At 67.2% G+C, this 13278-nt stretch carries 13 protein-coding genes; 6 read left to right on the forward strand and 7 right to left on the reverse strand.

What is annotated here, in order from left to right:
• Entirely contained in the window at window positions 1–612 is a 612-nt protein-coding gene (locus J6U32_RS06645) for a peptide deformylase (RefSeq protein ID WP_208794104.1), read from the reverse strand.
• 219 nt (window positions 613–831) lie between these two features.
• Here J6U32_RS06645 and J6U32_RS06650 point away from each other — a divergent pair, with 219 nt between their 5' ends.
• From J6U32_RS06650 to J6U32_RS06670, 5 genes are all read left to right on the forward strand, one after another.
• Window positions 832–1194 (forward strand): DUF3263 domain-containing protein, encoded by a 363-nt coding sequence (locus J6U32_RS06650; protein ID WP_208794105.1) that lies wholly within the window; start codon window positions 832–834, stop codon window positions 1192–1194.
• 54 nt (window positions 1195–1248) lie between these two features.
• Complete coding sequence (locus J6U32_RS06655; protein WP_208794106.1) at window positions 1249–1746, forward strand: LytR C-terminal domain-containing protein; 498 nt, start codon at window positions 1249–1251, stop codon at window positions 1744–1746.
• 166 nt (window positions 1747–1912) lie between these two features.
• A complete protein-coding gene (locus tag J6U32_RS06660) occupies window positions 1913–2596 on the forward strand; it encodes a superoxide dismutase family protein (protein WP_208794107.1) in 684 nt (227 codons plus the stop codon).
• Window positions 2597–2632: 36 nt separating this feature from the next.
• Complete coding sequence (locus J6U32_RS06665) at window positions 2633–3763, forward strand: glutamate--cysteine ligase (RefSeq protein ID WP_208794108.1); 1131 nt, start codon at window positions 2633–2635, stop codon at window positions 3761–3763.
• Between the two features lie 718 nt (window positions 3764–4481).
• On the forward strand, window positions 4482–6068 hold the full coding sequence (locus tag J6U32_RS06670; RefSeq protein ID WP_208794109.1) for an HNH endonuclease signature motif containing protein: 1587 nt from the start codon (window positions 4482–4484) through the stop codon (window positions 6066–6068).
• Window positions 6069–6081: 13 nt separating this feature from the next.
• Here the strand turns inward: J6U32_RS06670 and mnhG are convergent, their stop codons facing one another.
• The 6 genes from mnhG to J6U32_RS06700 are packed head-to-tail and all read right to left on the reverse strand — an operon-like array spanning window position 6082 to window position 12652.
• Window positions 6082–6417 (reverse strand): monovalent cation/H(+) antiporter subunit G, encoded by a 336-nt coding sequence (mnhG, locus tag J6U32_RS06675; protein ID WP_006372425.1) that lies wholly within the window; start codon window positions 6415–6417, stop codon window positions 6082–6084.
• Window positions 6414–6677 (reverse strand): monovalent cation/H+ antiporter complex subunit F, encoded by a 264-nt coding sequence (locus J6U32_RS06680; RefSeq protein WP_208794117.1) that lies wholly within the window; start codon window positions 6675–6677, stop codon window positions 6414–6416. Before J6U32_RS06680 ends, mnhG begins: the two co-directional genes overlap by 4 nt.
• A complete protein-coding gene (locus J6U32_RS06685) occupies window positions 6674–7477 on the reverse strand; it encodes a Na+/H+ antiporter subunit E (protein ID WP_208794119.1) in 804 nt (267 codons plus the stop codon). Before J6U32_RS06685 ends, J6U32_RS06680 begins: the two co-directional genes overlap by 4 nt.
• Complete coding sequence (locus J6U32_RS06690) at window positions 7474–9081, reverse strand: Na+/H+ antiporter subunit D (protein ID WP_208794120.1); 1608 nt, start codon at window positions 9079–9081, stop codon at window positions 7474–7476. The genes J6U32_RS06685 and J6U32_RS06690 overlap by 4 nt, the downstream gene beginning before the upstream one ends.
• On the reverse strand, window positions 9078–9737 hold the full coding sequence (locus J6U32_RS06695) for a Na(+)/H(+) antiporter subunit C (RefSeq protein WP_208794122.1): 660 nt from the start codon (window positions 9735–9737) through the stop codon (window positions 9078–9080). The genes J6U32_RS06690 and J6U32_RS06695 overlap by 4 nt, the downstream gene beginning before the upstream one ends.
• Window positions 9734–12652 carry a Na+/H+ antiporter subunit A gene (locus J6U32_RS06700; RefSeq protein WP_208794124.1) on the reverse strand — a complete coding sequence of 973 codons (2919 nt, stop codon included), beginning with the start codon at window positions 12650–12652 and terminating at the stop codon, window positions 9734–9736. The genes J6U32_RS06695 and J6U32_RS06700 overlap by 4 nt, the downstream gene beginning before the upstream one ends.
• A 147-nt stretch (window positions 12653–12799) precedes the next feature.
• Here J6U32_RS06700 and J6U32_RS06705 point away from each other — a divergent pair, with 147 nt between their 5' ends.
• Window positions 12800–13216 (forward strand): hypothetical protein, encoded by a 417-nt coding sequence (locus J6U32_RS06705; protein ID WP_244332655.1) that lies wholly within the window; start codon window positions 12800–12802, stop codon window positions 13214–13216.
• The last annotated feature ends 62 nt before the right edge of the window (window positions 13217–13278 follow it).

Consider the following 13278-nt stretch of genomic DNA (forward strand, 5'->3'; position numbering starts at 1 on the left):
TCAGTCGTCGTCGTCGTGGCCGAAGGGGTCGGCCTGCTCGCCGGGCACCCAGGTGAGTCCGGGCACGCCCCAGCCGTTGCGTTTGATGGCCTTCTTGGCGGCGCGGGCGTTGCGGCCGACCAGGACATCGACGTAGAGGAAGCCGTCGAGATGGCCGACCTCGTGCTGCAGCATCCGCGCGAAGAATCCGCGGCCCTCCAGCACGACCTCGGCGCCCGTGCGGTCGACGCCGGTGACCCGCGCCCAGTCGGCCCGCCCGGTCGGGAACTGCTCGCCGGGCACCGACAGGCACCCCTCGTCGTTGTCGTCGGGGTCAGGCATGGTCTCGGGGATCTCCGAGGTCTCCAGTACCGGGTTCACGACCTCGCCGCGACGCCGTGTCGTGGACAGCCGGGACTCGCCGTCGGGGCAGTCGTAGACGAACATCCGCTTGCCGACGCCGACCTGGTTGGCGGCCAGGCCGACCCCGTTGGCGGCGTCCATCGTCTCGTACATGTCGTCGAGCAGGGTGACGATCTCCGCCGAGGGTCGTCCCTGCGCGTCGAGTTCGACCGGCTCGGTCGCGCGATGCAGGACCGGTTCGCCGACAATGCAGATCGGGAGGATTGCCATGCGGGACAGATTACTGTGCGCGAATATTCGTCGACCGTCGGTGACGGCGGGGGCCGGGGACGGGGTGAGCCGGGCCGGCTTCCCCCGCGAGTCACACCACCTCGGCCGGTGCCGTGCGTGGTTAGATATTCACGAACCACACCGCTGTGATTCTCGATGGCCGGCTCGTCGGAAAGTGCGCGGTGTGAGGTGTTGCAGCGAGATCTTCGAGGGAGCGAGATGGACGGCGCAGCAGCGCGTGACCAGAAGCAGCAGAGTGAACGGCCGGATTCGGTGACCACTCCCGACGATGGTGCGCAGGCGGTCGACCCGAATGCGGTCGGACCCGACGGTCTGTCGCGCCGCGACCACGACATCCTCGCCTTCGAACGGCAGTGGTGGAAGTACGCGGGGGCCAAGGAAGAAGCGATCAAGGAACTGTTCGGACTCTCGGCGACCCGCTACTACCAGATCCTCAACGCCCTGGTGGACCGTCCCGAGGCGCTCGCCGCCGACCCGATGTTGGTCAAGCGGCTGCGCCGGCTGCGGGCGTCCCGGCAGAAGGCGCGCGCCGCGCGCCGGCTCGGGTTCGAGATCACCTAGCGGCGGCGGCAGCGTCGCGGGCGCACCGGCCGATGTGCGTTAAGGTCATCGGTGATGAATGCTGATCGCGAGTCGAACCGCCTGCCACTGCGGGCCGGCGCCATGGTGCTCTTTGCGGTCGCCATCGTGTTCGTGGCCCTGGGATGGCATCACGCGGCGACGTCCGGCGACAATCCCGAAGCCCAGTTGCAGGCCGCCCAGTCCAGCGTGCCGAGCACCACGAGCGCCCCGGCGAGCACCACGTCGTCGTCGGCGACCGGCAACGCCCGGATCTGCGTGATCAACGCGGGCACCGTCACCGGGCTGGCGACCGAGGTCGACGAGGAACTCAAGGGCAAGGGCTTCACCACGATCGGCATCAACGCCCAGAGCAACTACGACGGCGGCTTCTCGCAGAACACCGTCGTGTACTCGTCGCCGGCGCAGAAGGACCAGGCCGACAAGATCGCCCAGGCCCTCGACAACGACTACACCGTCGACTCCCGCGCGAACCTGGGGAGTTCCTTCAGCAGATGCGTCGGCGGTATCGCCGTCGTCGCGGTGCAGCGATGACCCGGCACGCCTTACCCGGCGATCCCGGGCACCCCCGATCAGGCACTCCCACCGCCGATCCCGCATACTTCAGTGCCGGGGCCCATGGCACTGCCACCGGAACGAGTGTCGGCATCTGTGCCGGCACGAGTGCCGGTGTCCCATCACACATCACTCGAGGAGCGAGATGACCGTCAATTCGAAAGCAGGCTCTGCGACCATGCGTGCCCTCGCGGTGCTCGCGTCGGCGGGTGCCGTCGGGTTGGCCTTGGCGGCATGTACTCCCAACGAGCCGACGACCAGCGAGAAGGGCACCACGCCCGCCGTGCAGACCGGTGACCAGGCACCCCAGGGTGGTCTCGTGGACGCCGACAACATCCCGGCCAGCGGTGGCGAGACCGAAACCGCCTCGTTGATCAACACCGACGGCAAGAACATCGGTGAGGCCGTCTTCCGGCCCAGCGGCTCCGCGCTCGGTGTCACCGTCACCGTCAAGGCCGGCAGCGGTATCCCCGCCGGATTCCACGCGATGCACATCCACTCCGGCAGCACCTGCAACACCGCCGACAAGTTCGTCTCGGCGGGCGGCCATCTGCAGGTCGACGGGCACACCGGTCACCCGTCGAGCGGCGACCTCGTGTCGATCAACATCCTGTCCGACGGGTCGGGTTCCACGACGACCTCGACGTCGGCGGTCGATCTGTCGCAGATCGCCAACAAGACGATCATCATCCACGAGAACGCCGACAACTTCGCCAACATCCCCAATCGATACACCTCCAACGGCCAGCCCGGCCCGGACGAGGAGACGATGAGCACCGGTGACGGTGGGGCGCGTCTGGCGTGCGGTCAAATCTCGGCGGCTCAGTAAGTCTGCCGCCACACCCGGCGCGCCGAGGCTGAACTGATGCCGGTCAACACCCTCATCGGATTCCGCGGTTCGCCGACCCCGACGCTCGGGGTGGAGTGGGAGTTCGCGCTGACCGACAAGGTCACCGGCGATCTGTCCAACACGGCGGCGGATCTGTTCGCCGAGGTCGGCGCGAGGTTCCCGGGACTCGACGGCAAGGTCCACAAAGAACTGCTGCGCAACACCGTCGAGCTCGTCACCGGCATCTGCAACACCACCGCAGAGGCGGTCGCCGACCTCTCGCACACGCTGCACGCGGTCCGCGGCGTCGTCGACGAACTCGGTGTCGACCTGTACGGCGCGGGTACCCATCCGTTCGCCGAATGGTCGACGCAGTTGCTCACCGAGGGGCATCGATACGCCGAACTGATCGAACGCACCCAGTGGTGGGGCCGGCAGATGCTCATCTGGGGTGTGCACGTGCACGTCGGTATCGACCACCGCGACAAGGTGTTACCCATCTTGTCGTCGTTGCTCAACTACTATCCGCATCTGCTCGCGTTGTCGGCGTCATCACCGATGTGGGCGGGCCAGGACACCGGGTATGCCAGCAACCGCGCGATGATGTTCCAGCAGTTGCCGACCGCCGGCCTGCCGTTCCAGTTCGAGAAGTGGAGCCAGTTCGAGGCGTTCGTCGCCGACCAGAAGACGACCGGGATCATCGACCACATCAACGAGATCCGCTGGGACATCCGGCCATCACCGCACCTGGGCACCATCGAGGTGCGGGTGTGCGACGGGATGACCAACCTCACCGAACTCTCGGCGGTGGTCGCGCTGATCCATTGTCTCGTCGTCGATCTCGACCGCCGGCTGTCGGCGGGCGAGGAACTCCCGCAGATGGCGCCGTGGCTGGTTCAGGAAAACAAGTGGCGCGCAGCACGTTACGGCCTCGATGCGATCGTCATCCTGGACTCACGGTGCAACGAGCGGCTGGTGACCGACGACCTCGCCGACCTGCTGGTCCGGCTCGAGCCGGTCGCCGCCGACCTGCGCTGCCTCGACGAACTCTCGCAGGTCGCCGCAATCGTGGAGCGCGGCACCAGTTATCAGCGCCAGCGCGCCGTGTACTCGCAGACCCACGACATGCGTGACGTGGTGGCCTCGGTGGTGTCGGAGCTGCAATAGCGCGCCGGCGCTGTCCACCTCGACCATCGGATGGAAGGTCCGGAGTAGAACGACGGCGCATTTCCCGACCGAGGGTCGACCCTTGCCCCCCGGTGGTCGAGCGCTTCCGCCCTTCCGACGCTCGTTCCGTCCCCCCGATGGTCGAGGTGTGAGCCGCGTGCGGCGAGCCTCGAGACCGCTTGTGCCGGTGCTGGTTCGGTTGGGCGGGTGGTGCGGATACCTGTCGGCGAGCGGGGTCTCGAGGCTCGTCGCTGGCGCTCCTCGGCACCTCGACCATCGGAAAGGATCTCCCGATGCTCGACCGTCCCCCCGGTGGTCGAGGTGCGAGCCGCGTGCGGCGAGCCTCGAGACCGCTTGTGCCGGTGCTGGTTCGGTTCGGCGGGTGATGCGGATACCTGTCGGCGAGCGGGGTCTCGAGGCCTCGTCGCTGGCGCTCCTCGGCACCTCGACCATCGGAACGGAAGGTCCGGAGTAGAACGACGGAGCGTTTCCTGACCGCCGCTCGCCCCTTTCCCCGATGGTCGAGGTGCGAGCCGCGTGCGGCGAGCCTCGAGACCCTGGCGAGATGACAAGCATCGCAACCACATCCACTACCCACTCGACGAGTTGTCCACAGATTTCCCCGGCCTGGCAATCACCGGGACGGTTTTGTCGGTACCCCTTCGTACACTTGTGCCCATAGGTTGTATCACCGATCGCGGGAGGGGAGGTTGTTCGGGTGTCGAGTGTGTTGACGTTCACCGATCCGGATGCCGATGCTGCCGCGATCGCATCGATGTCGCGGGATGAGCTCACCGAGACCGGCCCTGAGTTGTTGCGTCAATCGCGTAAGTACGAGGCCCGGACGGTGCTGGCTGCTGCCGCGTTGGCGGAGAGGGTGTTTCGTGAGCATCTGGCGGGGCGGCCTGAGATCGGTGTGTGGGGGTCGGTGGTCGAGCATGCCGAGAGACTCGGCCGGGCCGAGGTGTCGTTGCAGTTCAAGGTCTCCCGCAGCAAAGCCGGGAGTTGGATGGCGTTGGCGGATCTGTTGGAGAAGTTTCCCCTGATCCGTGCCGCCTATCTGAACGGGGAACTGTCGACGAATCGGGTGTCGATCATGGCGCGCGCCGCGCAGCGTGGCGGGGATATCGACACCACCGACAGCGACACCGACACCGACGATGACGAGTCCGGGATGTCGTTCGAGGAGATCGTCTTGGACTACGGGTCCCGGGCAACGACCGATCCGGTGCTGTCGCAACAGCTTGACGCTGCACTGATTTCGATGAACCCCGACAGTGTGATCGAGGACCGTGACACCCTCACCGATCTGGTGGGAAACGTCACCATCACCCCCGATGTCGCTGGACACTCCACCTTGGATGCGGTCGTTCCCGCGCATTACGGGGTGTTCCTCACGACGCAGATCAACGCGCTGGTCGATGAACGGACCTGCCGCAAAGACCTGCGCCGCGTGGGGTCGCTGCGGGTGATCGCCCTCGGGGAGATCACCGGCGTCCCGGGGGCGCACCTCGACTGCGAATGTGGCCTGGCCACGTGCACGAAGGGTGGCGGTGCCGTCAACAGGGACTCGGCGGAGACACCCGCCGATACCGAGGATGCGGCAGCGTGGGATGACCTGCTCCCCGAACCTATCGACGCCGACGCTCCCGAAGTCGAGTTGGTGGAGTTGGTCGAGCCGGTCGTCGAACCCGAGATCCCCGACCCCATGGATGAGCCGACGCCCGATGAGGTTCCGGTGGCGTTCGGACGGGCCCTGGTCGTACCCGGCGCACCCGTACTGACGGTGTTGAAGGACCCGGACGGCATTCTCGTACCCCGGTTGCAGGGATACGGGCCCATCGACCGCGACTACGCGACCACCCTCGCCGAGATCGCGAAAACCATCCACTACCCCGAATCCGCCCGCACGGCTGGACCGTTGATCCCGCAGATCTCCGACCGCGCACAGGCCCCACCGGCAGATCCGACCGGACACGGTGGTCACACCGTGCCACCACCTGGGGCATTGACGTATGCACCCAGCGCTGCGTTGCGCGCTGAGGTGTTGGGCAACGATGCCTGGTGCCGATACCCGTACTGCGGGATGCCGTCACACCTGTGCGACCTCGATCACTGGCGACCCTTCAACCATGCCGACCCCGAAGCCGGAGGATGGACGGTGCTCGGTGATCTGATCCCGTTGTGTCGGGCTGATCACCAGCGCAAACACCTCGCCGAATGGGTACCGACGCTCTACACCGACCGACGGGTGCAGTGGCGGAACCGGAACACAGGGCAGATCATCGTCACCTACCCGCGGTGATGTTGCCTCACCGCTAGTCCCGGTCCCCGCGCTCCATCTGGTCCCGCGACATCAACCCGTCCTGGGCGCGCTGCTCCTGATAGACGAGCCGGCCGATGCGGTGGGCGACCACCGGCGCGGTGATCAGCGCGAACAGCCCGGCCAGCACCAGCATGCCCATGTCGACGTGCGTGCCGCCGATGCTGACCATCGCACCGATCAGCATCATCAACAGACCCAGGGTCTGGGGTTTGGTCGCCGAATGCATGCGCGAGAGTGTGTCGGGGAAGCGCAGGATGCCGATCGCGGCGGTGACCGCCATGAGCGCTCCGATGGTCAGGAAGACGGCACTGACGATGTCGGCGATCATGCTTGATCGTCCCGAACACGGAAACGGGCGATGGCCACCGACCCGACGAAGCTCACCAGCGACAGCGCCACGATGCCCGGCACCACCGTCGTGTCACCGCTGTAGGCCGTCCACGCCGCCAGTCCGCACATGCACAGCGCGATCAGTGCGTCGAGGGCGACCAGTCGATCGAGAGTGGTGGGCCCCAACAGGATTCGGGCCATCACCAGCACCGCGGAGAAGAGCAGCGCGATCGCGATGAAGTACCACATGACGGTCATCGGCTGCTCCCGTCGCCGAGGCCCTGGGCAGTCGCGCGGTCGGCGGGCCGCACGTGGTGGTAGTCGTCGTCGATGCCGTGATACGGGCTCGGATGCCATTCGCTGTCACGCTCGAAGGCCTTGATAAACATCCGCTCCACGTAGGACACCTGCTTGTAGAACTGCCGGACCTTCTTGTCCGAGCGTACGTCGAAGACGTGGACGTAGAGCATGCGACGGCGGTGGTCGATCTCGAGCACCATCGTGCCGGGTACCAGGTTCAGGTAGTCCACGGCCAAGGTCAGCACCATGTCGGATTTGATCGCGACACGCACCCGCATCACCGCACCGAGCGGAGGCTTGCCCGGGCGGACGGCCACCCACGCCACCTGCGCGCTGGAGACGAAGAAGTCGACGATGAGCCGGCCGACCAGCGCGAGCACCGTCAGCGGGTGGATTCGTCCCTCGACGGGCACCCGCGGCAGCGGCAGCAACACGCCGATCGCCACGGCCAGCACGATCCCGGCGATGATGTTCGCCCAGGACACGGTGCCCCACAACAACACCCACACAAAGGTGAGCCACGCGATCGACCACAGGCGGACGGCGGCCTCGCGGCTGTCGTTGCCCAGCCACCGCGGGATGCGCAGCCGGTTGTGCAGCCACACCCACGCGCTGACCGTCGTCCACGCGAAGAACAGCACCGAGTAGCGCGCGGTGTTGATCAGCAGTCGCTTGACCGGCCCCTTGCCGACGGGTTTGACCGGCGCGATGCGGTCGGGCCTGTTCTTACGCGGCTGTTTCTCCTGGTTCTCACTCATCGGTCACTCCCGAGTACCGATCCGATGTAGACGTCGCGGTTCATGATGTCGGTCGCCGCGCGGTCGGTGAATCCGAAGATCGGGCCGGCCCAGATGGTCAGGGCGATCCCGGCGGCGACCATGAGCGCGGTCGGGACGACCATCGTGATCGGCATGCGGCCGACGTCCTCGCGGTCGTCGAAGGCGATGTCGGCGCTCTCGTCGATCAGCGCCGACGGTGCGCTGTCGGAGAGCTCGCCCTCGGGGGCATCGGCGCGCGGACGCCAGAATCCCTTGGTCCAGATACGGGCCACCACATACAGGGTGAGCAGGCTGGTGACGACCGACCCGGCGACGAGCACCCACGCGAGTACCGACCCGTTCTCGGTGCCCGCCTGGATGAGTGCCACCTTGCCCAGGAAGCCGGAGAACGGCGGGATACCACCGAGATTGAGCGCCGGGATCAGGAAGAGGGCGGCCAGCACCGGGCTGGCGATCAGCCCGCCGAGCCGGCGCAGCGACGCCGACCCCGCTTGTCGTTCGATGAGTCCGACGACGAGGAACAGCGTCGTCTGCACCAGGATGTGGTGGGCGACGTAGTAGATCGCCGCGCTCATCCCGAGTTCGGAGGACAGGGCGATACCGAACACCATGTAGCCGATGTGACTGACGAGGGTGAACGACAGCAGTCGCTTGATGTCGGACTGTGCGATCGCACCGAGGATGCCGACGATCATAGTCAGCAGACCGGCGACGAGCAGGATCGGATCCATCGACCCGCCGGGGAACAGCAGGGTGTGGGTGCGCATGATCGCGTACACACCGACCTTGGTGAGCAGGCCGGCGAAGACCGCGGTGACCGGCGCCGGTGCGGTGGGGTAGGAGTCGGGCAGCCACGTCGAGAGCGGGAACACCGCGGCCTTGATCCCGAAGGCGACGAGCAGCACCGCATACAGCGCGTTGCGGGTGCCGTCGGGCACGTGATCGAGGCGCACCGCCATCTCGGCGAGGTTGAGCGTGCCGGTGGTCGCGTAGGCGAAGGCGATGCCCACCAAGAAGATCAGCGACGACACCATCGACACCATCACGTACGACGCGCCGGCCCGCACACGATCGCCGGTGGCGCCGAGGGTGAGCAACACGAAGCTCGCGGCGAGCAGCACCTCGAAGGAGACGAAGAGATTGAACAGGTCGCCGGCGAGGAACGAATTGCACACCCCGGCACACAGGATCAGATAGGTCGGCAGGAACACCGACACCGGCTGTTCGGACGCACCGTCGCGGATACCCTGGCCGATCGCGTAGACGACGACGCACAGCAGCACCAGCGTCGCCACCACCAGCATCAACGCCGCGAGCTGATCGACGACTAGGGTGATCCCGAACGGTCCGTTCGGATGTCCCTTGTCGTCCCAGCCGCCGATCGCCAGCGAGTAGGTGCCGTGCGCATTGGTGAGGTAGAGCATCATGCACGACGCGACGAGTGTCACGATCAGCGCCGAGACGGTCACGATCCGCTGGAACAGCGGGTTGCGCCCGCGCAGCAACGTGAGTGCCGCGGCGAGCATCGGCGTCAGCGTCGGCAGGGTGATGAGCACCGGGAACCACGAGACCTGGGGGATCACGAACGCCCCCCGTCGGAGTCCTCGGGACTGTTCGTACCGTCGGCGTCGTCCGTGCCGTCGGCGCCGGGTTCCGCATAGGCCTCGCCGGTCTCGATGACGTCGACGACATCGGCGGCGAGTTCGTCGACGACGTCGGCGTCCTCGGGCATCAGGTCGGTCTCGATCCGTTCGCGGTGCAGCGCGATGTACTCCTCCTCGGTGAGCGGGTTGCCCTCGTCGTCGAAGAAATCACCCGCACTGGTGTCGGCGCCGGTCACCGGGTCGTCGCTGCGGTCGCGGTCCGGTGCCGACTGCAGCGAGCTGGTGGCGACTTTGACGTCCTCGGTGTCGTCGTCGACGTCCTCGTCGCGGTTGAGCACGAACAGCCGGTAGACCATGGCGAGGATGAACGCGGCCACGCCCATCGTGATGACGATCGCGGTGAGCACCATCGCCTGGGCGAGTGGATCGGCGTCGTGCGGGCGGGCTTCGGAGGATCGGCCCATGATCGGCGGATTGCCCATGCCGCCGGCCAGCACCAGGATCAGCAGGTTGACGCCGTTGCCGGCGACCAGCAGGCCCAGCAGCATTCGCACCAGGCTGCGTTCCATCAGCAGGTAGGCGCCGCAGGCGATCATGATCGCGATGACCACGAGCAGGCCGAGGTTGACGCTCATCGGCCCGCACCTCCGGAACGCTCGCCGGCGTCCTGGCGGCGCAGCGGCCCGCTCGGGAAGCCGGCACCGGTCTCGACGTCGAGGCGCGCGCCGAGACTGCGCAGGACGTCGAGCACGAGGCCGATCACGATCAGATAGATGCCGAGATCGAAGAACAGCGCGGTGACGAACTTGATGTCGCCGAGGACGGGCACGGTGATCTGGAAGACCGCCGACGACAACGCCGGGGCCCCGAGGAACATCGAGGTGACCGCGGTGGACGCCGAGATGAGCAGGCCGGCACCGAGGAAGGTGCCCGGTTCCACTGGCAGCGCCTCACCGAGCTCGTAGCGTCCGCCCGCGAGATACCGCAGCACCAGAGCCAGACCCATCGTCAGGCCGCCGGCGAAGCCGCCGCCGGGCGAGTTGTGGCCGGCGTAGAAGAAGTAGACCGAGAGCACCACCATCGTCGGGAAGATGAGACGGGTGGTCGCCTCGAGCACCATCGACCGGTGGCGCGGGTCGCGGAACTCGCTGCCCAACAACCACGTCGTGCGGTCGGGCGGGATCGGATCGTCGTCGTCATCGGTGATTCCAAAGTGCCGGGCGGCGTCGGCCACCCGCGGCGCCGCGCCGAAGCGGCGGTTACGGAACACCAACGACGCGACGCCGGTGGCCGCGACGATCAGCACCGACACCTCGCCGAGGGTGTCCCATGCGCGGGTGTCGACGAGGAGCACGTTGACGGCGTTGGCGCCGTGCCCGAACTTGTAGGCGACCTCGGGGATGGAGATGCTGACCGGCTGGGCCGAGCGCGCGGCGGCGGCGAACATGCCGATCAGCACGATCGAGACACCCAGCGCCAGACCGATCGCCGCCCGTAGCGGTTTGAACCCGGTCGCATGCCGCGGTTCGGGTTCGGCGGGCAGTTTGCGGATCACCAGCACGAAGATCACCAGCGTCAGCGTCTCCACCAGGAACTGGGTGAGCGCGAGGTCGGGGGCGCCGTACAGCGCGAACAGCATGCCGCATCCGTAACCGGTCACCCCGACCACCAGGGTCGCGGCCAGCCGGTTGCGCAGGATCACCGTCGCCAGCGCCGCCGCCGCCATGATCACCGCGATGACGGCTTGGGTCATCGAGTCGAAACCGTTGGGCTGCAGGGTGTTCCGATTACCGAGGAACAGCATCACGGTGGGCAGGATGATCATCGTCGACAAGATGACGCCCTGGGTCACCGGCAGCGAGCCGCGCTGGGTATTGCGGGTCAGCAACAGCGAGAGCGTGTCGGCGCCACGCAGGGTGGCGTCGTAGATGCGGTCGGCGTTAATCAGTGGGCGCGAGCCGAACACCACGTCGCGCAGGCGCCGCAACACCAGGAACAGCACCGCACCGCCGAGTACGACGATGACCGAGAACACCACCGGCAACCCGAAGCCGTGCCACATCGCGAGGTGCTCGAGCTCGTGGCCGTAGGCGGGCAGCGACTCGGCGTACGGCTCGAACCAGTGGCCGAGCCATCCGCTCCAGAATCCGGCGATCACACCCAGCGCGGCCAGCAGCAGCGGCGACAGCAGGAACATCGGCGACGGGGGGTGCATCTTGGCGACGGCCCGGGTCGGCAGCCTGCGGACCTTGCGTCCGAACGCGCCCCAGAGGAAGCGGCACGTGTAGGCGAAGGTGATCACCGAGCCGACGAGCAACACGATGTCGACGGTCTCGGCCTGCCATGGTTGCAGCGACCCGGTCTCCCAGACGGTGCCGAACGCCGTCTCCTTGCCGACGAAGCCGAGCGTGAACGGCAGCCCCGCCATGCTCGCCCCGGCCACCGCGGCGATCGCCGCCAGGACCGGCAGCCGGTGGCCGAGGCGGGCCAGTTTGCGGATGTCACGGGTTCCGGTGGCGTGGTCGATGATGCCGACCACCATGAACAACGACGCCTTGAACAGGGCGTGTGCGACCAGCATCGCCAGGCCGGCCATCGCCACGTTGGCGTCGCCCATACCCATCAGCACCGCCATGAACCCGAGCTGGGAGACGGTTCCGAAGGCCAGTACGAGCTTGAGGTCGAGTTCGCGCATCGAGCGCCAGCCACCGAGGAGCATGGTGAACGAGCCGAGGCCGATGACCATGATCTGCCAGCTCGGCAGCGGCGCGAACGCCGGTGCGAGACGACCGATGAGATAGATGCCGGCCTTGACCATCGCCGCGGCGTGCAGGTAGGCGCTGACCGGGGTGGGGGCGGCCATCGCGCCGGGCAGCCAGAAGTGGAACGGCACGATCGCCGACTTGCTGAGGGCGCCGACGAGCAGCAGCACCACCGCGACCTCGACGTAGACACCCGCGGCCGGCGGGTGGGCGAGCAGATCGCTGAGCAGGTAGCTGCCGGTCCGTTCGCCGAGCATGATGATGCCGACGAGCATCGCCAACCCGCCCAGCGTGGTCACCAGCAGTGCCTGCGTCGCCGAGCGCCGCGAGGTCGCCCGGATGCGGTAGTAGCCGACCAGCATGAACGACAGAACGGTCGTCAGCTCCCAGAAGATGTAGAGGACCAGCATGTTGTCGCTGGTGACGAGACCGAACATGGCCGCGGCGAAGGCGACCATCTCGCCGCCGAACACCGCGACGCGTGGTCGCGCGTCGTCGAAGTAGTGGGCGCAGTAGCAGAGGACCAGGGTGCCGACGCCGAGGATCAGCACCGACAGGATCGCCGCGAGCGAGTCCATCCGCATCACGATGTTCATGTGCAGCGACGGCACCCACTGCAGCGTCTGGACCTCGGGTGCGCGGTCGGAATCCGGCCAGTGCGTCAGCACCCAGAGCAGCCCGCCGAACGGGGCGAGCGCGACGACGTAGAAGCCCTTGGTGCCGATCCAGCGGATGATCCCGGGTGCCACGAGCGCGCTCAGTGCCAGGGCGATCAGCACAGTGAGCAAGGGGGCGCACTCCGTCTCTGGTCGGTGGGCGGGGTGGTCACGGGGATGCGGATCGCGGTCGCGGTGATCGCCGATCGGGCGCGATCACGCGCCTGTCCCGGTGTGTCACCGGACGAGACCGGCGCTGTCTATCTTACCGTTGCGGGCATGCCCCGGTTCGACAGAGTCGCGGCGACGGTCCTCGCTGTGGTCGTCGCCACTGTGCTGATGCTGTTCGCGGCAGGGTGCTCCGACGACGCGCCCGCCCAGCGCGAGGGACTGCCGAAGGACTTCCCGTCGTCACAGGTCCCACTGATCGACGGGCACGTCATCTCCGGTGACGGCACCACCGACGAGTGGAATGTGGTGGTGCAGGCGCCGGCGAATGCGGGCAATCCGATCGACAAGGCCGTCCGGGCGCTCACCGACGCCGGGTATCAGGAGGACGGTCGCGACAGCGAGGGTGGACAGACCGTGGTGCGGCTCTCGGCATCCAAGGACGGCAAGACCTACTGGGTGACCGTCGGCATCACCTCGCAGGCCGCCGCCGGGGGGACGTCGGTCTTCTATCACGTCTTGACGTAGTCGCATCGCGACGGTTTCACAGTCGACTCACAGCGATCGGGCAGTCCCGACCAAGCGGACGT

The organism is Gordonia polyisoprenivorans (genome assembly GCF_017654315.1).
In the GTDB taxonomy this organism is placed as follows: Bacteria; Actinomycetota; Actinomycetes; order Mycobacteriales; family Mycobacteriaceae; genus Gordonia; species Gordonia polyisoprenivorans_A.

Excerpts from the sequence above, each read along its gene's own strand:
- J6U32_RS06645 (WP_208794104.1), bottom strand. The coding sequence starts at position 612 with ATGGCAATCCTCCCGATCTGCATTGTCGGCGAACCGGTCCTGCATCGC.
- J6U32_RS06650 (WP_208794105.1), top strand. The coding sequence starts at position 832 with ATGGACGGCGCAGCAGCGCGTGACCAGAAGCAGCAGAGTGAACGGCCG.
- J6U32_RS06655 (WP_208794106.1), top strand. The coding sequence starts at position 1,249 with ATGAATGCTGATCGCGAGTCGAACCGCCTGCCACTGCGGGCCGGCGCC.
- J6U32_RS06660 (WP_208794107.1), top strand. The coding sequence starts at position 1,913 with ATGACCGTCAATTCGAAAGCAGGCTCTGCGACCATGCGTGCCCTCGCG.
- J6U32_RS06665 (WP_208794108.1), top strand. The coding sequence starts at position 2,633 with ATGCCGGTCAACACCCTCATCGGATTCCGCGGTTCGCCGACCCCGACG.
- mnhG (WP_006372425.1), bottom strand. The coding sequence starts at position 6,417 with ATGATCGCCGACATCGTCAGTGCCGTCTTCCTGACCATCGGAGCGCTC.
- J6U32_RS06680 (WP_208794117.1), bottom strand. The coding sequence starts at position 6,677 with ATGACCGTCATGTGGTACTTCATCGCGATCGCGCTGCTCTTCTCCGCG.
- J6U32_RS06685 (WP_208794119.1), bottom strand. The coding sequence starts at position 7,477 with ATGAGTGAGAACCAGGAGAAACAGCCGCGTAAGAACAGGCCCGACCGC.
- J6U32_RS06695 (WP_208794122.1), bottom strand. The coding sequence starts at position 9,737 with ATGAGCGTCAACCTCGGCCTGCTCGTGGTCATCGCGATCATGATCGCC.
- J6U32_RS06705 (WP_244332655.1), top strand. The coding sequence starts at position 12,800 with ATGCCCCGGTTCGACAGAGTCGCGGCGACGGTCCTCGCTGTGGTCGTC.